General features: G+C 42.8%; 22 protein-coding genes and 1 other RNA gene. 7 read left to right on the forward strand and 16 right to left on the reverse strand.

What is annotated here, in order from left to right; genetic code table 11:
• Positions 1 to 29: 29 nt before the first annotated feature.
• Complete coding sequence (locus tag ACFQ21_RS20500; RefSeq protein WP_377581940.1) at positions 30 to 779, reverse strand: sulfotransferase; 750 nt, start codon at positions 777 to 779, stop codon at positions 30 to 32.
• Positions 780 to 1919, reverse strand: coding sequence for a glycosyltransferase (locus tag ACFQ21_RS20505; protein ID WP_377581942.1), 1140 nt, complete (start codon positions 1917 to 1919; stop codon positions 780 to 782).
• 21 nt (positions 1920 to 1940) lie between these two features.
• Between ACFQ21_RS20505 and ACFQ21_RS20510 the strand changes: the two genes are divergently transcribed.
• Both ACFQ21_RS20510 and ACFQ21_RS20515 read left to right on the forward strand, forming a co-directional pair.
• The gene (locus ACFQ21_RS20510) at positions 1941 to 2753 is read left to right on the forward strand and encodes a 2,3,4,5-tetrahydropyridine-2,6-dicarboxylate N-succinyltransferase (protein ID WP_377581944.1); all 813 of its coding nucleotides are present in this window, start codon (positions 1941 to 1943) and stop codon (positions 2751 to 2753) included.
• Between the two features lie 108 nt (positions 2754 to 2861).
• Positions 2862 to 3677: a DUF3108 domain-containing protein gene (locus ACFQ21_RS20515; protein WP_377581946.1), complete on the forward strand. Its 816-nt coding sequence runs from the start codon at positions 2862 to 2864 to the stop codon at positions 3675 to 3677.
• Between the two features lie 71 nt (positions 3678 to 3748).
• Here ACFQ21_RS20515 and ACFQ21_RS20520 read toward each other — a convergent pair whose 3' ends face one another.
• On the reverse strand, positions 3749 to 6895 hold the full coding sequence (locus ACFQ21_RS20520; protein WP_377581948.1) for a sensor histidine kinase: 3147 nt from the start codon (positions 6893 to 6895) through the stop codon (positions 3749 to 3751).
• Between the two features lie 311 nt (positions 6896 to 7206).
• On the reverse strand, positions 7207 to 8439 hold the full coding sequence (locus tag ACFQ21_RS20525) for a glycoside hydrolase family 26 protein (protein ID WP_377581951.1): 1233 nt from the start codon (positions 8437 to 8439) through the stop codon (positions 7207 to 7209).
• A gap of 265 nt (positions 8440 to 8704) precedes the next feature.
• Between ACFQ21_RS20525 and ACFQ21_RS20530 the strand changes: the two genes are divergently transcribed.
• On the forward strand, positions 8705 to 9265 hold the full coding sequence (locus tag ACFQ21_RS20530; RefSeq protein WP_377581953.1) for an RNA polymerase sigma factor: 561 nt from the start codon (positions 8705 to 8707) through the stop codon (positions 9263 to 9265).
• A 42-nt stretch (positions 9266 to 9307) separates the two neighbouring features.
• A complete protein-coding gene (locus ACFQ21_RS20535) occupies positions 9308 to 9835 on the forward strand; it encodes a hypothetical protein (RefSeq protein ID WP_377581955.1) in 528 nt (175 codons plus the stop codon).
• 12 nt (positions 9836 to 9847) lie between these two features.
• On the opposite strand, the gene ACFQ21_RS20540 is transcribed toward ACFQ21_RS20535, so the two are convergent.
• The 5 genes from ACFQ21_RS20540 to ACFQ21_RS20560 form a co-directional block, all read right to left on the reverse strand.
• Complete coding sequence (locus ACFQ21_RS20540) at positions 9848 to 10564, reverse strand: cell division ATP-binding protein FtsE (RefSeq protein ID WP_377581957.1); 717 nt, start codon at positions 10562 to 10564, stop codon at positions 9848 to 9850.
• 97 nt (positions 10565 to 10661) lie between these two features.
• Positions 10662 to 11318, reverse strand: coding sequence for a fructose-6-phosphate aldolase (gene fsa, locus ACFQ21_RS20545; RefSeq protein ID WP_377581959.1), 657 nt, complete (start codon positions 11316 to 11318; stop codon positions 10662 to 10664).
• Positions 11319 to 11443: 125 nt separating this feature from the next.
• Positions 11444 to 11538: signal recognition particle sRNA small type (gene ffs / locus ACFQ21_RS20550), an RNA gene on the reverse strand.
• A gap of 109 nt (positions 11539 to 11647) precedes the next feature.
• Complete coding sequence (locus tag ACFQ21_RS20555) at positions 11648 to 12700, reverse strand: agmatinase family protein (protein WP_377581961.1); 1053 nt, start codon at positions 12698 to 12700, stop codon at positions 11648 to 11650.
• Between the two features lie 74 nt (positions 12701 to 12774).
• On the reverse strand, positions 12775 to 13275 hold the full coding sequence (locus ACFQ21_RS20560; protein ID WP_377581963.1) for a SixA phosphatase family protein: 501 nt from the start codon (positions 13273 to 13275) through the stop codon (positions 12775 to 12777).
• A gap of 111 nt (positions 13276 to 13386) precedes the next feature.
• Here ACFQ21_RS20560 and topA point away from each other — a divergent pair, with 111 nt between their 5' ends.
• Complete coding sequence (topA, locus tag ACFQ21_RS20565; RefSeq protein WP_377581965.1) at positions 13387 to 15813, forward strand: type I DNA topoisomerase; 2427 nt, start codon at positions 13387 to 13389, stop codon at positions 15811 to 15813.
• A gap of 155 nt (positions 15814 to 15968) precedes the next feature.
• On the opposite strand, the gene ACFQ21_RS20570 is transcribed toward topA, so the two are convergent.
• On the reverse strand, positions 15969 to 16292 hold the full coding sequence (locus ACFQ21_RS20570; protein ID WP_377581967.1) for a hypothetical protein: 324 nt from the start codon (positions 16290 to 16292) through the stop codon (positions 15969 to 15971).
• A 255-nt stretch (positions 16293 to 16547) separates the two neighbouring features.
• Here ACFQ21_RS20570 and ACFQ21_RS20575 point away from each other — a divergent pair, with 255 nt between their 5' ends.
• Positions 16548 to 16949, forward strand: coding sequence for a hypothetical protein (locus ACFQ21_RS20575; protein WP_377581970.1), 402 nt, complete (start codon positions 16548 to 16550; stop codon positions 16947 to 16949).
• 148 nt (positions 16950 to 17097) lie between these two features.
• Here ACFQ21_RS20575 and ACFQ21_RS20580 read toward each other — a convergent pair whose 3' ends face one another.
• Positions 17098 to 17424: a hypothetical protein gene (locus ACFQ21_RS20580; protein ID WP_377581972.1), complete on the reverse strand. Its 327-nt coding sequence runs from the start codon at positions 17422 to 17424 to the stop codon at positions 17098 to 17100.
• A 185-nt stretch (positions 17425 to 17609) separates the two neighbouring features.
• Between ACFQ21_RS20580 and ACFQ21_RS20585 the strand changes: the two genes are divergently transcribed.
• Positions 17610 to 17987, forward strand: a complete 378-nt coding sequence (locus ACFQ21_RS20585) for a helix-turn-helix domain-containing protein (RefSeq protein ID WP_377581975.1) — start codon at positions 17610 to 17612, stop codon at positions 17985 to 17987.
• A gap of 150 nt (positions 17988 to 18137) precedes the next feature.
• Here ACFQ21_RS20585 and ACFQ21_RS20590 read toward each other — a convergent pair whose 3' ends face one another.
• The 5 genes from ACFQ21_RS20590 to ACFQ21_RS20610 form a co-directional block, all read right to left on the reverse strand.
• Positions 18138 to 19097, reverse strand: coding sequence for an alpha/beta hydrolase fold domain-containing protein (locus ACFQ21_RS20590; RefSeq protein ID WP_377581978.1), 960 nt, complete (start codon positions 19095 to 19097; stop codon positions 18138 to 18140).
• Positions 19098 to 19165: 68 nt separating this feature from the next.
• Entirely contained in the window at positions 19166 to 19390 is a 225-nt protein-coding gene (locus ACFQ21_RS20595; protein WP_377581981.1) for a hypothetical protein, read from the reverse strand.
• Between the two features lie 26 nt (positions 19391 to 19416).
• Positions 19417 to 19869, reverse strand: a complete 453-nt coding sequence (locus ACFQ21_RS20600; protein ID WP_377581984.1) for a DUF4262 domain-containing protein — start codon at positions 19867 to 19869, stop codon at positions 19417 to 19419.
• Positions 19870 to 19896: 27 nt separating this feature from the next.
• Positions 19897 to 20196 (reverse strand): helix-turn-helix domain-containing protein, encoded by a 300-nt coding sequence (locus ACFQ21_RS20605; protein ID WP_377581987.1) that lies wholly within the window; start codon positions 20194 to 20196, stop codon positions 19897 to 19899.
• Entirely contained in the window at positions 20165 to 20347 is a 183-nt protein-coding gene (locus tag ACFQ21_RS20610) for a type II toxin-antitoxin system RelE/ParE family toxin (RefSeq protein WP_377582057.1), read from the reverse strand. Before ACFQ21_RS20610 ends, ACFQ21_RS20605 begins: the two co-directional genes overlap by 32 nt.
• Between the last annotated feature and the right edge of the window lie 288 nt (positions 20348 to 20635).

Below are 20635 nucleotides of genomic sequence, written 5' to 3' on the forward strand. Positions count from 1 at the left end.
CCTGTAGCAATAGATAACTTTATCTATATCTATACTATATCTTTTACTTCATCGTAGTTGGTGATCATCGATTCAACAGAACCCGGGTTCTGTTGTTTCAGCAACGTAAATAATGCTTTGGGTTTAACCCCCAGAAACTGTTGTATCGATTTAAGTACAGGCTGAGGATTCTGAACAAGATCTTCGTAAGCAACCTCGAGCAAGGGGTGATCCTTCAGCAACGTTACAAATAACCGCCTGTGTCTCAAATGTTCTTCGCGGAACTGTATATAGTCATTGCGATCGATCGCGATTTTGGGTCGCGGTTCATTTTCCGCTGACTTTATACTGCTCCATACATTTGTCTTTTGCGCGATCTTCAGGGAGACATATACTTTCAGTATATCGCGCCTGATGAGGTAAATGATCTTTACATCCTTCCGGTTTATAACGTAGTTGAAGGAATTCGAGTATCGCGCATCTTCATAGTATTCGTAAAATAGTTTCAGTCCGATCGCTTTTAATGCTGTTGCGTGTGGTTTAAATGCAAGACTTTCGATATAGGGAGCTGTTTCTGTGGCTATAGCATTTGCTTCTATATTTTCGCGAAGTACTTCGCCATACGATTTGATTTGTGTATGCGAATTCAAGTAGGTGTGTAGCATGGTTGAGCCTGACCGTGGTTCGCTGAGTATAACAAACGGTATATAGCTTTTTGATTTGGAGAAACTGAAAGCGTTCAGCAGTTGCTTTCGTTTAATAATCAGGTAGGTACGCAGGTACTGGAAATAATGGTGCATTCAGAGTTCTGGTTTTTCTAACGTTAATATATACTCGATGAAGTTGATCAGTTTGGCGGCTTCTTCTTCCCAATATACTCCGTGCGGGTTGGTGAGGTAGAATTGCCTGGTACGCATATCGTGAAGTATAGCAGGTATATCCGGGTTCTTGAAATCGATGGGGATACACGCATGGTATACTTCACATCGTTCTACCCACTGTGGATGGTTTACCAGTAATATGGGCAACTTGCATCCGATGTATTCGAATAGCTTGGTGGGAATACAATTTTCGGTGGATTTGTTCGGAGGATACGAAATGATACCGAAGTCACTTTGAAAAATTTCCCTGACAATGTCGTTGTGCGGAACGAGTGTATCACCTCCGATCAGCGAAATATAGTGATGTTGTTCCGTAATGCGTTTGATCCTGGTTAGTATACTGACTTGCGAACTATACCCGATGATGGTTAACCTGATGCGCGGTTCCTGGGCGTGCAGGGAACGGGCGAGGTCGATAGCTTCAAACGCACCGGTACTTTCTGCAAGCGTTCCGCTGAAGAGTAAATGTATATGTTGATCTACACTGCTCTTCTTTGGCAAACTGCCGGATGGTCTCAGTAATTTATTCTCTAATACTATGTATTTGGTTTTCAGAAAAGGCAGTTCATCGCGATAGCCTTTTTCCGCGAGTATAAAATAGTCAATGGCAGGGACCAATATAATTTCTTTGAGCCTGACATAAGCCGCGAGCAGCGGTCTTAGTAATTTCGGGTATGCGTTGGTATAGCGTATATTCCGATAGTAATTTTCCTGCAGGTCGTATAGTACATGACACCGGGTAAACAGCTTTACGAGCATGGCCACGAGAAGCAATTCGTGCGTGGTGATGATGAGCAGATCCGGTGTCAGCTTCACAACGTCTCCGATTAATCGCCACGGTTGCAGCAGGCGGTCGATGCTAAGGCGCTTGAAAGAATCAGACGGATATACCTGTATGGATTCCGAAGGTATAGATCGGGGTGACGGGTATCCGAAAATGTGAACGTCAAATTTCCCCGTTTCAGCCAGACTTTGGCCGATCTTCCCATACATACGCGTATCGTCAATGGGTTTCAGCACCGAGGCGATGACTATTCTCCTTTTTTTTCTTTCTTGCATGTCGATTTAAAAATAAGATAAATGGAATTGAAACAACTCATTGAAAAGACCTGGGAAGATCGTTCCCTTCTTCAATCACCTGAAATTCAGAATGCAATACGTTCGGTTGTCGATAAACTTGACAAGGGCGAGCTTCGTGTTGCTGAGCCTGTGGCTAACGGCTGGCAGGTAAATGAATGGGTAAAGAAGGCTGTCATTTTATACTTCCCGATCCAGCAGATGGAGACCATCGAAGTTGGTCCGTTCGAATTTCATGACAAAATAAAACTCAAGCGTAATTATAAAGAACTCGGTGTGCGTGTAGTGCCGCATGCTATTGCTCGTCACGGAGCGTTTTTGAGCAAGGGCGTGATCATGATGCCATCGTATGTAAACATTGGTGCGTATGTAGATGAAGGCACGATGGTGGATACCTGGGCAACGGTAGGAAGCTGCGCGCAGATCGGAAAAAATGTTCACCTGAGTGGTGGTGTAGGTATAGGTGGTGTGCTTGAACCTGTACAGGCTGCTCCCGTAATTGTGGAAGATAATGCCTTTATTGGGTCACGCTGTATTGTTGTGGAAGGTGTGCGCGTAGGTAAAGAAGCGGTGCTCGGTGCCAACGTAGTGCTTACAGCGAGCTCGAAAATTATAGATGTAACAGGACCGGAGCCGGTGGAATATAAAAATTATGTGCCGGAGCGTTCGGTAGTTATACCAGGTTCCTATACTAAGAAATTCCCGGCTGGCGAATTTCAGGTGCCGTGTGCATTGATTATCGGTAAACGCAAAGAGAGCACCGATAAAAAAACATCGTTGAATGACGCTTTGCGCGAAAATAACGTGTCAGTATAGCGAAGGCATGCCAAAGGATGGTGCCACACAACGGGTTGGCACATCCTTTGAATTTAACATTGCATTTACGTATCAATAAACTGGTTTGCGTAAATTTGACAACGTAGTATGAAGAAGTTGGCCTTTGGATTTTTTTTGATATCCGTTCTTTCCGGCTTTGTGGGCGAAAAGAGCGATGGATATTTATCGGTGCGTAATGAAAGCTTTTCGCGTGGAGAAGTCATTAAGTTTAAAATGACTTATGGCATTTTCACGGTAGGGAAGGGTAGTGCCACCATTGCGCCTACATACTATAAAATGAATGATCGCCACTGCTTCAAGGTTGATGTGGAAGGTAAAACCGTTGGTATGGTAAACTGGGTTACCGATGTTGATGACAAGTGGGGAGCCTATATCGATACGGCTGCTTTGGTACCGCACCAGTTTTATCGCAGAATCCGTGAAGGCCGCTATAAAAAAGATGAGTGGACAAACTTTGATCACACGAATAAAAAGATCGAAGTAAAGACGCTCGATAACAAAACCGGAAAATTTAAAGAACCCAAATTTTACGAAGCTCCTTCGCATGTGCGCGATATGGTGGGTGGGTTTTTATACCTGCGTGTCATGGATTTTTCCAAGTTGAAAATAAAGGATACCGTTACCATTGCCGGCTTTTTTGAAGATGAATTTTACAAGTTGAAAATAATCTACCATGGTAAGCAGACCATCAAGATAAAGGCTGGTAAAGTACGTGCGCTGGTTTTTAAACCAGTGATGCCTGATAATAAATTGTTCGATGGCGAGAATTCGATCACGGCCTGGTTCTCGGATGACAAGAACCGTATACCACTCAAGATCGATGCTAAGATGTTTATCGGTAGCGCAGGGGTGGAGCTTACGGAATATTCGGGCTTGAAGAATCCATTGAATATCGTGAAGTAGTGTGCAGACGTTAATCGCTTTCATAGCACATTCTGCCAATGCTGTTCGGACTTTACCAGATTAACAGTTCTTTATTGTTGATGGAACGGAGTGTGAATTGCCACGGAAAATGTAAATATACTTCCAACGCCAAGTTGACTTTCGATCAGCAGTTTACCATTATTCTTTTCTACAAACTCCCGGCATAGCATAAGGCCAAGCCCCGAACCTTTCTCACCGGCTGTTCCATACTTGGTGAAATATTCCTTTCCAAGAATCTTACTGATCTCCTCCGTAGAAAGTCCCGTTCCGCTATCCCGAACAGAAATATATATGTGCTCGTATTCTATTCTGGTGTTCACTTCGATGGTACCATTTTCAGGAGTAAACTTAATGGCGTTACTAATCAGGTTTCGGAGCACAAGTCTAATCATATCTTTGTCAGCATAAGCATTCGCAGCCTGGTGTGAACCTGCCACCAGGCTAACGGATTTTTTCAATGCCTGCGGATTTAACAATTTAATGTTCTCTTCAATAATTTCTGAAAGCAGGAATGCAGAAGGTTTTGCCTGTATGCCCTCCATTTGTCCTTTTGCCCAGTGCAGTAAATTATCCGTTAGTGTTGCTACATAGGTTATCCGTTCCTTCAGATCAGGTATGAGTTGTGTTCTGAATTCATCTGCGGATATATATCCCGACTCAATCATGTTGAAGATCTCACGAAGCTGGTGTATCGGACCGCGCATGTCATGAGATATGATCGAAAATAATTTGTCTTTGGTGTAGTTTGAAACCTTCAGAATTTCCGCCTGATGTTTAGCCTCTTTATTCATCACCAACAACTCCCTGGTTTTTTTATCAACTTCTCTTTTTAGAATTTTCTTTTGCCTTTTTACTCTTTTTGTTTTGAGATTTGTTAGCCAGTATAGCAGCGTTGCAAATACAATAACGACTAGTATCAGATATACTATATAGGCCCATATTGTTCTATAAACGGGCGGGTCTATGTGAAAAGACATTCGGGCAACGTGACTCTTGTTTCGATAGACGTTCCTGGCTCGTACAGCAAATGTATAGTCGCCTTCCGGTAAATTCGTAAAGTGTGCTTCTCTTGCGCCAGACCAGGGAGACCATTCTTTATCAAAACCAATTAACTTGTATTGAAATTCATTTTTTTCCGCGTCTTCATAATACATCAGATCGAAATCAAATAACACACTGTTCCACGTGTAGGGTATTCTTGGTATTTGATGAGTAATGCCATTTGTATAGATAATAGAATCGGATGCTGTTGCTTTTTTTATAATGGGCTGCAGCGTTTCGTGATAATATGTTTTATGATTAAGATTATAGGTTATAACCCTACCATTATTGCCAAACCATGCTCCGCCATTTGTCGCTATCAGGGGGGCGTCAGAATCCGCCCATGTGATCTTATTAAATGGCGTGCGCATGAGTGAGTAAGTACCATCGTTTTCCTTTGTCAGCAAGCCGGCAATCTCATTTACATGATCTCTTCCCCGGAAATATAGCTGGCCCTCCTTTGCTTCTGTTAATGAGTAAATAGTAATACCCCGTAAAGCTCTTCGGAAGCGGTGATCAGGTTCAAAAATATCTTTTGATTCATTGTAAGAATATATACCATCCTCCGTTGCGACAATAATTTTCCGGTCGTTTAATTCAAAAATTCTATTGTTTACGCTGGACGGCAGGTGATGGTGCGATGTGTAAAATTTAATAATACTAACAGAGTCCATCGCTTCATTTAACCGCAGCTTCCAGATCCCCTTTCCCTGATGTGAAATCCACAAGTTATCCTTGTCATCCTGGTGGATGAACCTGGTTTCTTCCTCAAAGCCTTTTATTTTGTGTTTCGTCCATACGGTCTTGTTCTTTTTCAATAACCAGATACCTGAACTATAAGTACCCATAATGAAACAATCACGATGTCTTTTAAGAGCATATAGCGATTGGGGGTATTGCTGTGATATTAGTTTAAGAGCGCTTTGTTGCACGATCTCATATATACCATTATCATGCGCTATATAAAGGTGATTGTCCAAATTATAGATTCCCCAAATAACTCCTGCTGTTCCGGAAATCAGTTGAAACTGATTGTCTTCTTTTTGATAGTACAGTCCTGAATTTGTGCCCACATAACACTTGCCTCCCAGCTCACCAAATGTCATTACAATTCCGCGAAAGCCATTTGTTTTGTCATAATAGGTAAGCGGAGAGCTTGTAATGATCATACCTATAAATTCATCTGTTGAAAACCAGAGATTGTGTTGGGCATCTTCATACAGGATCCAATGATCCAGATTACTCTCACCCAGCATTGACCTGGTTATTCTATGAAGAATTTTACCATCGATACCAGCGATAATTATCTCATTATCGGTAAGAATTGAGAGTCTTCCATCGTATAAGGGAACGATTCTTCTTATGGGGAGATCTTTCAAACTAGCATTCAGGCTTTCGGACAGTATTGATGCTTTTGGTTGGATGGATGCGTTCGGATTGAAGTGCCATATTCTGTTTTGATTGTCCAGTAACAGATAACTTTTTTCTTGGTAAGTACTAACATCTCTGATTTTATCGCTAAGCCCCGAATATATATACGCTTCAACAAGCTCATTATTCCTGTAAACATACAGCGCTGATTTGTTCTTTATGAACGCGTACATCGAATCTCTCAATTGGATAAATGATAAGTTCTCTTTGTTCAGAATATCAATCTCTCCGTTTTTGTATATATAGCTATGATACTCGTCACTAAAAAAAACGGATTCTCCTAAAATCTCTATGTCCTCTATATTTTTTATACGCTTCCGTATTGATTCTTTCTGTGACGACATTATGGATATGTATTTGAAACCGCCAGACACGGTTTTTTCGAGGTATCCCAATTCTCCCAAGGCTCCAACGTATACCTTGTCATTTTGATCAATACAAAGTGATCTGACATACGCTTTCCCCGGCAATTCAAGTATCTGCCAATGAATTCCATCAAATATGAGAACTCCGTTTGTGTTGGCGAAGTAAAGGGTGCCTTGTTTATCCTGCGCTATATCGAAGTTTTGTATAGAAGCCTGATGTGTTTCTGTTGGATACTTAACTATAAAGAGTTGTTGTCCTTTTGTTTCGGAAAGGCAAATGATAAGCAGGGTAACTAATATATATAATCGCAGGATGGGAACAGATAAGCTGAAACCATTTCGGTAAATTAAGTTGCTCAAATTAAAATTATGTTATCCGATTTATCAAAGATATCGAACACGGTAGCCTGATGAATCGGTATAAAAGATAGGTTGTGCTCCGTATTTTTACGGACACTATTTAGGGTGATGGCCTATTTGAATATATACCTTACTATCTTGTTGTATATGCATAGTATGGATTACCTATAATACCTATGAACCGACAATATACTATGCAGCATGTAAAAGTTTTTGGTGCAAATCAATGCATTGAATGGGGTGATCTCAGCAATCAGATGGTAACTATAAATGAGCAAAAATATTTTCCAATAGTTTGATGATTTCCGGTATTATTGGATTGCATATAAATTTGATAATTCGTTTTGAAGCAACACCCCAGGTTTGTCTGTGAAAGTTTTAAAGTCACTTGCGTTTGAGTTGGAGGGTGTCGGTACGTAGTAATTATCACCAGAATTGCTCCAGAACATCACGAAGGCAAGTTCAACATGGTTGGCGGTCATTACGTAGTTAATATAGTTTGAGAACCAGCCACTCACCGGGGAGGTGGAAGGAGTTACTTCGTAACCTGTTTCTGTTAATGCTGCTACTTTTCCGCGGAGCTTTGCCAAGTCGGAAATTATTTGAAGCTTTTTGTTGGCGAGGTTTGCTCCCGTCTGTCCGGCACCGCTGCGTAAGTCCCAATAGTTATCCATGCCGAGTATATCTACATAATCATCACCCGGATATCGGCTCAGATATTTTGCTTCTGTATCGTAACTGTTGTCGGGGCCGAGCGCGTAGAGCACGTTGTGTATACCTTTGGTGTCGCGTAAATACTCTATGGTAAATTTGAATATAGTCTTGTATTCCTCTTCGGTGCAGAACGAAGCACCCCACCAGAACCAGCTGCCATCGTACTCATGGAAAGGTCTGAATATAACTGGAATCAATTTTCCATTGGCATCTTTCAGACTGCTGAATATCGATGCTACCTTATCCAGTTTCTTCTTGTACCACTCGTGATTTTCACCGCCCGGTAATATACTTTTGAAGGCTTTTGCTTTCACTTCTGCTGTCATCTCGCTCACGTAGAAATGGTCTTCGGCATACGGTTCGCGAATGTGCCATGAAAAGATGTTGATCATACCCAGGGCATACGCTGCCTTTACATTGGCAATAATGGTCTGCTCTTGTTGGTAAAACCAGTTGCCTGCAGTTCCATCATTCTGTTTATCTGTAATAAACATGAAGTCTGATCCCAGCAAAGCAGGATCACTGCCCGTTGTCTTCTTGATATCCGACATCGAGTTGTCGCTTTTGTAAAAACTGCTGAACGCATCTTGCTGACCAACGGCAAAACTGTTCGCGGAGAGTTTTTTCAGGTTATAAAAGAGTGCTACGGTTTCATCAGTCGCGTTCGCATCCACTATATAATCACGTACGTTGGCTGCCGTTATCGCAATAGTGTCATTTTTTGCGGGGGTATCAGGTGTTTCCGTAGTGTCTTGGGTAGAGTCATCACTGGAGCAGCTGGCAAAACCAATCGCTATAGCGGCACAAACTGACAGAAATAGTTTATTCATGGCAATAGTAAATGTTTACGCACCGGAATCAAGATTTTTTCTTTCCACCGATTCATACAAAAAACGACAATTCAAATTTCCCGCATGGGGGGAATTTGTTACAGATTACAGGTGCTAACCATCTATTTTAACATCTCAGCAGCCAAACATTATCAAAACCACCCGCGGTTAACGATTCACGATTAACTGTAACCAATTCCCTTCGCCCCTATGCAACCTTTTTCTCCCTATCTTGTCTTTTAACCAGAAGATTGAACCACATAGCTTGGAGTCACCGGTATTGAATGTGCACGAAGAACTGATTGCGCGCTGCAGAGTGGGCGATCGTGAAGCTCATTATAAGCTTTACAAATTATACTCGAAGGCCATGTTCAACGTGGGCTATCGCATTACCGGTAATGAAGATGATGCAGCCGATGTGCTTCAGGAAGCTTTTATAAGCGCCTTCCGTAGCCTGGACAGCTATCGGGGCGATTCTGCTTTTGGTGCCTGGCTCAAACGCATCGTGGTAAATAAAGCGATCAATGCACTGAACAAGCGCAAGTACGATCCGATACCCGATGACGATCGATGGGATGTTGCCGAGGAGGAGGCACCGGTGGAGTATGGTGATGAACTGACGGTTGAACGCGTGAAGCGTGCTATAGCGCAACTTCCGGATGGATACAGAAGTGTACTCTCGCTATATTTGCTGGAAGGTTACGACCACCAGGAGATCGCTGAGATCATGGGCATAACCGAATCAACCTCCAAGTCTCAGTTAAACCGCGCCAAAGCAAAACTCCGCGAGTCGCTGGAAAGCACAGGCGTAACCATAAAACATTAAATCAACACACGTACACACCTAAACACGTAAACACCGAAACACATGAAATTAGAAGATTTTGTAAAACAGAACCGAAGCGCGTTTGATGACAAAGAGCCTTCCGACAAGATCTGGAAGAATGTAGAAGCTTCCGTTGGTTTACAACGGGGTGGCTGGTGGAACTCGCTCACGTTGTGGCGTGCTGCGGCCGTGGTATTCATGGTGTTGTCGGTATATATGTTTGTGCAGAAGGGAGGAGGAGCGAAGCCACCGCGAGGCTCTGAAATGGCACTGAAAGAATTCAAGGACGTGGAAGCGTTTTATGTCGAGCAGATCTCGGAGAAAGTAGAAATGATTGATGAATTTCAGAAGAGCGAAGGTCTCAACGGCTTTACACAGGATTTTCAGCAACTCGAAGCGATGTATATGGTGTTGAAAGAAGAGATGCATGCACGCCCCAGTCAGAAAGTAAAGGATGCACTGGTACTGAATTTACTCGTGCGTATAGATTTACTCAATCAGCAATTACACGCGCTGGAGAAAGGTTATAAAACGCATAGTGATAAAGAGAAGCAGGAAGCTAATATCTGATTTGCGTTGTTTTTAATTCCAGGGTTCAGTGGTGGTGAGCTCGAATGATTCTTTTGCAGAGTCAAGAATTTTTCCGTCTTCACATTTTAACACACGCGCAGGATATTTTTTAATAAGACCATAGCTGTGCGTTGCCATAAATATAGCGGTTCCGCTTTTGTTGATCTGCTGGAATATCTTCAATATACCTTGTGATACTTCCGGGTCAAGATTCCCGGTAGGTTCATCAGCCAGAAGTATAAGTGGTTCGTTGATGAGTGCGCGGGCAATCACTACTCGCTGTTGTTCGCCACCTGACAATTGATGCGGCATTTTCTTTTCGATAGAACCAAGACCAACGTTCATCAGTACTTCGTTCATTCTTGCCTTCATCTTGGTGCTATCTTTCCAGCCGGTGGCTTTCATTACGAAGATCAGGTTTTCGGCAACCGTGCGATCGTTCAGCAATTGAAAGTCCTGGAAGATGATGCCGAGCTTTCTTCTCAACAACGGTACCTGCGAAGACTTTATACCGCGAATGTTGTATCCTGCTACATGTATATCTCCCAGACGAAGCAGAAGATCGGCATATAGTGTTTTCAGTAACGATGATTTTCCGGAGCCCGTGCGACCTACAAGGTATACAAATTCGCCTTTGTCGATGGTGAAGTTGAGATCACTTAATATAGTGTTCTGATCCTGAAAGATACTCGCGTCCTGAACGCTTACAACCGGTTCGTTTGAAAACATACTATCGCTTTATAAATAGTGAAAGGTTCAAAGTTCAACGTTAAACTTAATCATTTCAACATTAAACCTTGAACCTTTTAGCCTTGAACGGACAAAATTATCCGTTTACTTTCTTGTGGTCAGCCAGGAATTTCTCCAGACCGCTGTCAGTAAGCGGGTGCTTCAGCAAAGCTGTGATTACGTTGAGCGGACATGTAACAACATCAGAGCCGATCTCTGCACACTGAATCAGGTGCATGGTATGGCGAACCGATGCTGCAAGAATTTCAGTATCGTATGCATAGTTATCATAGATCAGTCTGATCTGCGATATAAGTTCAAGTCCATCCTGCGATATATCATCAAGGCGACCGATGAAAGGCGATACATAGCTCGCACCCGCTTTAGCAGCCAGTATAGCCTGACCAGCCGAGAACACGAGTGTACAGTTTGTACGTATACCTTCGCTTGTAAATTTCTTGATTGCCTTTACACCATCCTTGATCATTGGCACCTTCACAACAATCTTGTCATCAATCTTGGCAAGCTCTTTACCTTCTTTGATGATCGCATCAAAGTCAGTAGCAATTACTTCAGCACTTACGTTGTTGTCAACAATATCGCAGATCGCTTTATAGTGCGCCTTGATATTGTCCAATCCTTTAATTCCTTCTTTAGCCATCAGCGATGGGTTGGTCGTTACACCATCCAATACGCCCAGGTCATAAGCTTCTTTAATTTCGTTCAGGTTAGCGGTGTCAATGAAAAATTTCATGTTTGTGTTGAGTTTTATTCGGTTCGTTTGAGGATGCCTGTTTAGAGAAGGAATTTAAACCAAGAATGGTTCATGTGAGTTGCTTTCTGAAATTCTAAAATCGGATCTGAATGTCTTCAGAAAAAAATAGCAAGCCGAACATCGCACCGCTACAACCGCCTACCCTTGCTACCTTCCGATCCTGGGGGAGTTCAGCAGGAGCTGGTCGTGCCGGCTTGCCGGGGGGCAAAGATAGAAGATATTTACAATTGACGATGTTGTTGCTAAATTTTTTACGCTTAAAGTTTAACAATCAGCGTAATAAAATTTTTGGAGGAGTATAGATCGCACTACGTAGTTTTTAATTTTCCCTGCGACACGGCCATCCAGTTGCAGAGATTATATAGCAGGCGCGCACCTACGTTGGCATCCCAATCGGTGGTGCCAGGTGCAACTTCGCTCAGATCAAAGCCTATAATTTTTTTTCCGGCCTGTGCTACTTTTTTGATGAGATATACCGCTTCCTGAAATTCCAGTCCTCCTGCAACAGGTGTACCTGTACCCGGACAAAGTTTCGGATCGAGTCCGTCAATATCAAAGCTGATATATACATGTTGAGGAAGCTCTTTAATGATAGAGTTGCAGAGCGAATCCCACGTCTCGCCACGGTAACGCCAGTCTTTCAGGTCGTCATCAAAAAAAGTTGTTACGCGTCCGTTTGATTGCGTAATGACATCCTGTTCCTCTTCGCAGAAGTCGCGTATACCCACCTGCACCAACTTGGTTACGGCCGGTATCTTCAACGCATTATACATGATGGATGCATGCGAGTAAGTAAAACCTTCGTATGCTTTGCGCAGATCGGCATGCGCATCAATCTGCAGTATACCGAAGCGATTATACTTCTCGCTGAGGGCACGCAGAAATCCTAATGGAGTACTGTGATCACCACCGAGCAACCCAACCATTTTTGCATCGCGCAGGTAACGTTGCGTAGCCGACTTCACATATATATTCAGACTCTCGGTAGCTTCATTGATTTTACCGATCAACGGATCGTTGGCCAGTAAAGCTTCACCGCTTTCAACACGTTTAATGTGCTGTGCAGCAAGCTCGCGCAGAAGTTTACTCTCTTCCAATAAATTCTCTGGTATCTTTGAAAGACTCACACCAAGCTTCCAGGCATCGGGTATATTTTTAACATATACATCTACCTGCGAAGAAGCATCCAGTACGGCAGCCGGCCCCAGTGCAGTACCGGTGTGATAGGATACAGTAACTTCCCAGGGAACCGGTACAATTACCAGGTCGGAAGTTTCAGGTGTAAAAGGGAGCCCGAACAGATTGCCGTTTATGCCGGGGCCGTTCGGATCAAAACTTTGAATGAGTTGGTCTTTAGTCATTACAGATTTTGCCGGTGAGTTTCTTCAAACTCATCTTTACTTCATAATCATACCATGCTATACACGCTGCAATATTAAGGTGTTAGCATTTCCGGTGTGATATAATTTTCAAGTTCGCCATTACCCTGGCTAACTTCTTTCCACGATTGAATATTGAATTTGATAATGGCCAATCCGGCCGGCACCATGTCGCCAACTTCAGCACCGGTAAGATACTCTGCGAGGTAAGTAACAACCGGGTTATGCGCAACACACATCACATGGTGAAGATGATCTTCGAGTTGGGTTATAAACTGGAAGAAGGTGCGCGTGGAGGCTTCGTACAGATCTTCCTGCAGATTTATTTTTTCGATGTCTGTTTTCAATGCATCGGCTATCATGCTGGCCGTCATGCGGGCACGTTCGGCCGTGCTGGTCATGATAACATCGGGCATAATCTGTTGTTGTAGCAGATAATTCCCCACAAGCAAAGCCTGCTTCACTCCGGTGGAGGTTAATTCGCGGCCAAAATCGTTTTGATTGACCTGTTTCTCAGCACTTTGTGCGTGACGAACCAAATATAAATAGCGTGGCATACTCAATAATTTTCTGACTGGTGTTAAGGTTGCTGGACGTCAATATTAACACGTGAAATTTGATTTTTTAAAAATTTCCAGATATTTGACCTTTTCGAAACGTTTATCGGCATGTCAAAAAATCTAGTAATTGTAGAGTCACCAGCGAAGGCGAAAACCATTGAAGGCTACCTGGGAAAGGATTTCAAGGTGGCTTCCAGCATGGGACACATCCGCGATTTGCCCAAGGGTGGCGATGCGATTGATGTAGAAAATGGCTTTGAGCCGACCTATGAAGTCAGTCCGGAAAAGAAGGACGTAATACAGAAACTTAAAAAACTTGCCGAGGATGCCGAAATGGTATACCTCGCAAGCGATGAAGACCGCGAGGGAGAAGCTATATCTTGGCACTTGAAAGAAGTGCTTGATCTCACAGATGCTAAAACACGCAGAATTGTTTTTACGGAAATTACCAAGAATGCAATTCTCAACGCACTGCAAAGCCCACGCGGTATAGATATCGACCTTGTAAATGCACAGCAGGCAAGACGTGTACTCGATCGCCTCGTAGGCTATGAACTTTCTCCTATACTCTGGAAGAAAATCAAAACCGGTTTATCAGCAGGTCGCGTGCAAAGTGTAGCGGTGCGACTGATTGTTGAACGCGAGCGCGAGATCAGCGAGTTCAAAGCTAAATCTGCGTATCGTGTTACTGCCGAGTTCACCCTTGATAAAGGAAAGACTCTCGTTGCCGAACTCTCCGAACGATTTGAGACAGAAGAAGAAGCGCTCAAGTTTTTAGAGTCGTGTAAGGGAGCAAAATATACTATAAAAGATCTGCAGACCAAGCCGTCCAAGCGATCACCGGCACCTCCGTTTACAACGTCAACATTACAACAGGAAGCTTCGCGCAAGCTCGGCTTCTCGGTTATACAAACCATGATGGTGGCGCAGAAACTATACGAAGCCGGTAAGATAAGCTATATGCGTACGGACTCTGTGAACTTATCAGACGAAGCACGCAACGGTGCGATGCGACAAATTCAATCGGCATTCGGTAAAGAGTTTGTACAGCCGCGTCAGTTCAAAACAAAATCATCGTCAGCACAAGAAGCTCACGAAGCAATTCGTCCTACTGATTTTTCGGTGAGCGATCCCGGTATGGACCGTAACGCCCTGCGTTTATACGATCTCATCTGGAAGCGTGCTATAGCTTCGCAGATGGCCGATGCTGAACTTGAAAAGACAACGGCTACTATCGGTATATCTACTAATCCACGCACGTTAATCGCAACCGGTGAAGTTGTGAAGTTCGAAGGATTCTTAAAGGTATATATGGAATCGGGTGATGATGAAGATGAGGAGGAGAACAGCAAAGTGTTGCCGCCACTTACTATAGGACAAGACCTTAAACTGGATGAGCTCACCGCGAAGCAGGTATTTACCCGCCACGCGCCAAGATATACGGAAGCGAGTCTTGTTAAGAAACTTGAAGAACTTGGTATAGGCCGACCATCTACGTACGCGCCAACCATTACAACGGTGCAGAAGCGTGGTTATGTAGTGAAAGAAGTTCGCGAAGGTGTTGAACGTAAATACAATGTGTTTACACTGAAGAACGACAACATCGCGAAAGCAGAAGAGACTGAAATTACCGGTGCAGAGAAAAATAAACTCTTCCCGACCAATACTGCGATGGTGGTTACTGACTTCCTCGTAGAACACTTTCCGGATGTAACGGACTTTTCCTTTACTTCTGAAATTGAACAGGAGTTTGATGAGATTGCCAGTGGTAAACTCGACTGGAAGAAGATGATCGATAACTTCTATCAACCTTTCCATAAGAAGGTATCTTCTACGGAGAAGATAGAACGTTCATCGGTTGGTAAGAGTCGCGAGTTAGGTATAGATGAGAAGACCGGCAAGATGGTATATGCCAAGCTCGGTAAGTTCGGAGCGTATGTGCAGATAGGAGAGAACCCGGATGATTCAGGAGGAGAAAAGCCTAAATTTGCAAGTCTTCGTCCGGGACAGTTCATCGAGAACATCACGATGGAAGATGCCATGGAGCTCTTCAAAATGCCACGCGATTTAGGACAGTTTGAAGAGAAGCCGGTAGTAGTAAATATAGGACGCTTCGGTCCGTATGTATTGCACGATAAAAAGTTTGTATCGATACCGAAAGATAATGACCCGTATGCTATAGAACTTGATAAAGCGATCGAGCTGATCGAGAACAAGCGTGTATCAGATGCAAACAAACTGATCAAGGCGTTTGATGAGAATCCGGATATACAAATTCTCAACGGTCGTTTCGGCCCCTATATCAAAGCCGGTAAAAAGAATGTGAAGATTCCAAAAGGTAAAGATCCGAAAGAGCTAACCTTGCAGGAATGTATAACACTGGCCGATGCCACACCTGAGAAGAAGGGCCGATTCGGAAGAAGCGCTCCCGCTAAAACCGAAGCACCAGCCAAGAAAGCACCCGCGAAGAAAACCGCAGCGAAGAAAGTAGCCAAGAAAGCAGCACCGAAGAAGGCTGCAAAGAAGAAGAAGTAAATCGTGAACTGTTATCCGTTAATAGTGTATATATTATATATACTGTTCATGAATAAAGGTTAACTTGTTACAAATTAACAATAGCCCTGCTTCCAACCAGAAGCAGGGCTTTTTCGTTACGCGTGCCGTAAGAAAATTTCCGTGGGATTGTTAAACTAGATGTGCGAATGAGGTCTTGATCCCAATAACGTGTCTTGTTGCAAGGCATCCGATAGTTTTTCGTTGAAGACTCCGAGCACCAATTGTTTATAGTTGTTGTCAAGCAATACGGCATCCACATTTCCGGTTGGAAGGCTATTGCGACCTCGAACTTCAACAATCGTGGAGTCGAGTGCAGTGTAAAGAGGGTCAGCAATATTGCCGCTATAGTTTGATGATATAATATCACCTATTACGGCTGCTTCTCCAGTGAGTGATCTTTTTCCCAGGTTGAACTTGTAATCTTTTACAGCTCCGTTTGTTTGCATTATTCGTGGCATAAAAAACTTGTTAAGAAATTAGTCTCTACTCTATTGAAGGCTTTTCGAGAGTTGCCTTGTTATTTTGTGAAGCTTCAAATAACGATACGAAGTAGCGCTTAAGAATAAATTCTTACAGCAGTATAAATACGGTAATTTAAAAACAGGTATTTCTACCTGTTTCATTACTACGTGCCTGCCAGTTTTGTGTGTTATGATACTTGTGGATATGAATTTAAAGCTGTTTGTTAGGGTAACCATTAACCCAATACTCCTATGCGTATCCAAACCCCTCTAATCCTTTTTTTTGTTTTTGTTTTTTCATTGGCCCTGCAGGCACAGGATGAAAAAGCTGTTCGTAAAGCTACTGATGAATTTATGACAGCCATGAAAAATTGGGAAGACCTCGAACCCTATATATCAACCGCCTTCATGGAGACAGCTCGTGGTAAAAAAGTAAACATGTTTATGGTAGATAAATACCAGATCACTAAAATCGATAAGGCACTAGCCACCGTTGAGATCGATCACGGCAAAGGAAAATTCTGTACTCGTCTGGTGCTCGAGTTTGTTACCGATAAGTCGGATGGCAAGGTAAGAATCAAACCTGCCGATCTTACGACCGATAGTAAAATGATTGAGCCGTGGAAGGCAAGAGAGAAGCTTTGCGAGAAGTAGTGCGAACTATACGGCTATATTTCTAAATCCATTGCACCAAGTCCACAAAGAAGACGCAAAGATTCACAAAGTATATATTTACTCTGTGTAACTCTGTGCCTTCTTTGTAAGCTTTGTGGTTCTGGATTTCTCTGGTAACGTGTAACGATCAACGGTTAACGCCCTTTAGTTCGATATAGAAGTCAAGCGCCTGTTGATAATACTCCGAAGGCTCTTCCGGCTCCGGCAGAGCGGTATATTTGTCCTGTAGCTGAATATACCATTCATAAGTCTTGTTGGAATCATTCTGTATACCGACCAGTTGCAGAATCACTTCCGTGAGATCGAATGACAGGTTGGAGGAATCAAAGCCTGCATCTTCCAGCTTCGTAATAATCCTTCGGTTTCTCAGTTCTTTATGAATCATGTAAATAGCAAGCTCGGCCGTTGCCGGTATTTTGATGAGCGATACACCTTCGGGCAAAGTAACTTTCATGTTCGCCATCGTTGAGTAATTTCGTTTAGAATACGGAGCAAAGATGTTGGCAGCGATAATCCTAAACCATTTAATTTAGCATACTATAGTAGGTATATCTGCCTGAAATAGGAGGGAAGGATTGTGCTTGATGCCTTGCAGCTTGCAGGTAATTTTGTACTTTCGCTATTATATCAACTTCGAGTATGTCAAACCTGAGAGTGTTACGTGAGATCAATAACTACACACAAGAATACGTTGCTTCACAAATCGGTGTAGATCAAAGTACATATTGCAAGATCGAACGAAACCCGCGCGTTTTGAAAGCTGAGCAAGTAGAAAAGTTAGCACAACTATATGATGTAGGAGTAGCGGATATACTCGCGCCAAGTGTTTCCATATCATTTGAAAATACTCAGAAGGGTTATGGCTATATCAATAATCTTAATGAAGAATTTCAGCCGGAAGCTTTTGAGAAGATCATTGCTGCTAAGGATGACCAGATAAAAGAATTGAAAGAACAAATCGAGTATCTAAAGAAGCAAAACAATCAGCTACTAGCATTGTTGGGAGAGAAGCGATAGCACATCACAACGATTCCCAAATCCATTGCACAAATCACAAAGAAGACAAGAAGTTACACAAAGTATATTTCTCTCTGTGTAACTCTCCTCTGTGGTCTTAGTGTTTCTGGATTTCCGAATAACGATTCACGATTCACGATTCACGGATAACTATTCCAATCGTAATTCATAGAGCCGCAGGTGTTGCCAGAGAAATGATTTTATACTGTTCCAGTATTTACCATCAAGGGCAAGGCTTACCGTATGCGTGTCGGAAGGCTGCGCTACCAGCGTGCATGTATTTCCAGCGTCATCCATGAGTTTTTTTGTATCAAGAGCATTTTGCCAGGTGGCCCCGGTAACCGGATCTTCAGCACTGTTATGAAACAGTAGTGCCGGACAATCATACGAATCAAAAGCAAGAGCAGACTTGTCAACCAGGCTATCGCCCGTCAACGTGGCCCCGGTAGATATAGTAGCTTGTACCTTGGCACTCTGGTCTGAGTAATCGGATTGAAATCCCAGTTCATCTGCGCCTACAGCGTTGGTGAGTGCTATGCCGCCTCCGGCTGACGATCCTATTACGGCAATGCGGGTTACATCGATGTGATATACCGATGCTTTGCTCTTGAGGAACCGAATAGCATTCATGGCATCTTCCACTGCATTGGTAACGGCAAGGTTACGCAGTGCGTTGCTGGACTGATTGTCGGGTGTAAGTCGGTAATTTATTGTTGTGGCCACGTAACCGGCCTTCGCATAACCTAGTATTTTATCATAGGTGTCTTCCTTGCTTCCACTTGTAAATCCGCCACCATGTATATACACAATTAGCGGTTGAGGGGTTGTTGCTGTGGCATTGGGCGGAATAGCAAGGTCGAGGTGCATTGTCAATTCTTCCAACCCTGCTTCGAGTTCTTTTCTATTCGCAGCGGTATATTGAATGCCATTGTAATTATCACGAGTCGAGAAAGGCACGTCAAACAAGAGCGACAGATCGGCCTCATCGAATTGTTCTGTTATATAAATACCGTCCTCAGGAACCTGAGGTATTGACTCTAAATTTTCATCGGACGTACAGGCTGATAAGATCGTTGTAAAAAGCAGGAGCAGAATGATTCGTACCATCATAAAAGATTAAATTTTCAATTTGACTTGAAACTCAATCGCAGGTTTAATGAATGTTGATTTTTTTTGAATCAACGTATACTTCTTCCTCCTAGAAATCTTTCCTTATAGTCGTTAGAACTATCAATTGTTATCTCATCCCGTTGCATATCATAGACAGCCCACCACCAGTGATCGTCATTCATTGATTCCGCTCGTAACATAAGGCCTCCCCACTTGGCAGTACAATCATCCGTGAGATCGCCAGTCCACTGAATAGGCTCTTTTGATAGCAGCTTTCGTTCTTCTCTTGTCATAATATTAGCTAATAACTATATAATTACTACTGCTCAAATTGTCCGAGTATTACTTGATCGTAGTTGTATCCCTTATTGTTAGGGAAGTATCCATTGGTATCGAGGTAAATCAATTGTATATATTTATAGTTCTTGCCTTCATAAAATCGAATGCTTGAAAGGACATAGTCTGTTAGTTTGTCTATTGGTACTTCAATCAAATATACAGGGAACCTGTCAGTGAGATCGTCTATCTTTATATCCAACGGAACCTTGTCCATATTTTTGAACTTGTGCACATAGTTCTGAATAAGTTCGTGCGAGAGGTTTTGAGGTAAAGACGAAATGAAAAGCTCCGGTATGCCAAAGCTCTTGTAAATTCCTGTTGAGTAACAGAAGGAGGGAGTATTGCCGGTAAACACAAAAGTAGAATGATAGCCGTACTTAACTATATTCTCGTCAACCTGTTTGTGATATTGTTTGATTTGTTCGTCTGTCATTCTATACTTCTCATTATACAGCCATGCTCAGAACTTAATCGAAATCTCCAGATGTCCGCCAAGTCCTTCGGTAATAATTCTCTGCAGCGTGGAGAAGCGAACGTCCTTTAGATCTTTCTCGAGTTTTGAAATATAGGATTTATTGGTGCCCGACAGTTCAGCAACTTGTTCCTGAGTCAATCCTCTTTCTTGTCTTGCTTGTTGAATAAGGACTCCCAGCTTGAACGCTTCGTAGTCTGTTTCAAACTTGTCTCTTTTTCGGGTACCTTTTTTACCAACCTTTTTGTCGATAAATTCATTGAGGGGTGTTAAACTTTTTTTCTTCATAGTAGTCTCTTTTAATTTTCTCAGCTCGTTCAATTTCTTTGTCTGGCGTCTTTTGAGTTTTCTTTTGAAACCCATGCCCGACAACAACTAAATTATTGTCATCAAAAAAGCAGAAGATTCTATATATATCGCTTCCGCTTTGAACTCGGATTTCGTAAAGCCCTCAGAGTCCAAAGTATCTTCTTTTGAACCTTTGATGTCTGATCGTCATAGAAGTCCTGAAAGTAATCCTTATAAAATAGGAGGCAACGTTTTTGATTCACGCAACAAAGATAATAAAAGTAGTCCGATCGGACAACTTTGTCCTTGATAGTCGAGTACCCTCGCCCCCCTGTCTACACTCATTCGGTTACCTGTATACCCCGTAGAGGGTATTTTTGTGGTGAATTACTCCCGTGGCTTTGATTTCTTGCGGTGCCACATTCATATTTGTGCACTA

It is taken from the genome of Ohtaekwangia kribbensis (assembly GCF_042676245.1).
Taxonomy (GTDB): Bacteria; Bacteroidota; Bacteroidia; order Cytophagales; family Cyclobacteriaceae; genus Ohtaekwangia; species Ohtaekwangia kribbensis.

Bases quoted from the DNA above. Each gene is read 5' to 3' on its own strand.
- ACFQ21_RS20500 (WP_377581940.1), bottom strand. From the start codon at position 779: ATGCACCATTATTTCCAGTACCTGCGTACCTACCTGATTATTAAACGA.
- ACFQ21_RS20505 (WP_377581942.1), bottom strand. From the start codon at position 1,919: ATGCAAGAAAGAAAAAAAAGGAGAATAGTCATCGCCTCGGTGCTGAAA.
- ACFQ21_RS20510 (WP_377581944.1), top strand. From the start codon at position 1,941: ATGGAATTGAAACAACTCATTGAAAAGACCTGGGAAGATCGTTCCCTT.
- ACFQ21_RS20515 (WP_377581946.1), top strand. From the start codon at position 2,862: ATGAAGAAGTTGGCCTTTGGATTTTTTTTGATATCCGTTCTTTCCGGC.
- ACFQ21_RS20525 (WP_377581951.1), bottom strand. From the start codon at position 8,439: ATGAATAAACTATTTCTGTCAGTTTGTGCCGCTATAGCGATTGGTTTT.
- ACFQ21_RS20535 (WP_377581955.1), top strand. From the start codon at position 9,308: ATGAAATTAGAAGATTTTGTAAAACAGAACCGAAGCGCGTTTGATGAC.
- ACFQ21_RS20540 (WP_377581957.1), bottom strand. From the start codon at position 10,564: ATGTTTTCAAACGAACCGGTTGTAAGCGTTCAGGACGCGAGTATCTTT.
- fsa (WP_377581959.1), bottom strand. From the start codon at position 11,318: ATGAAATTTTTCATTGACACCGCTAACCTGAACGAAATTAAAGAAGCT.
- ACFQ21_RS20555 (WP_377581961.1), bottom strand. From the start codon at position 12,700: ATGACTAAAGACCAACTCATTCAAAGTTTTGATCCGAACGGCCCCGGC.
- ACFQ21_RS20560 (WP_377581963.1), bottom strand. From the start codon at position 13,275: ATGCCACGCTATTTATATTTGGTTCGTCACGCACAAAGTGCTGAGAAA.
- topA (WP_377581965.1), top strand. From the start codon at position 13,387: ATGTCAAAAAATCTAGTAATTGTAGAGTCACCAGCGAAGGCGAAAACC.
- ACFQ21_RS20570 (WP_377581967.1), bottom strand. From the start codon at position 16,292: ATGCCACGAATAATGCAAACAAACGGAGCTGTAAAAGATTACAAGTTC.
- ACFQ21_RS20575 (WP_377581970.1), top strand. From the start codon at position 16,548: ATGCGTATCCAAACCCCTCTAATCCTTTTTTTTGTTTTTGTTTTTTCA.
- ACFQ21_RS20580 (WP_377581972.1), bottom strand. From the start codon at position 17,424: ATGAAAGTTACTTTGCCCGAAGGTGTATCGCTCATCAAAATACCGGCA.
- ACFQ21_RS20585 (WP_377581975.1), top strand. From the start codon at position 17,610: ATGTCAAACCTGAGAGTGTTACGTGAGATCAATAACTACACACAAGAA.
- ACFQ21_RS20590 (WP_377581978.1), bottom strand. From the start codon at position 19,097: ATGATGGTACGAATCATTCTGCTCCTGCTTTTTACAACGATCTTATCA.
- ACFQ21_RS20595 (WP_377581981.1), bottom strand. From the start codon at position 19,390: ATGACAAGAGAAGAACGAAAGCTGCTATCAAAAGAGCCTATTCAGTGG.
- ACFQ21_RS20600 (WP_377581984.1), bottom strand. From the start codon at position 19,869: ATGACAGACGAACAAATCAAACAATATCACAAACAGGTTGACGAGAAT.
- ACFQ21_RS20605 (WP_377581987.1), bottom strand. From the start codon at position 20,196: ATGAAGAAAAAAAGTTTAACACCCCTCAATGAATTTATCGACAAAAAG.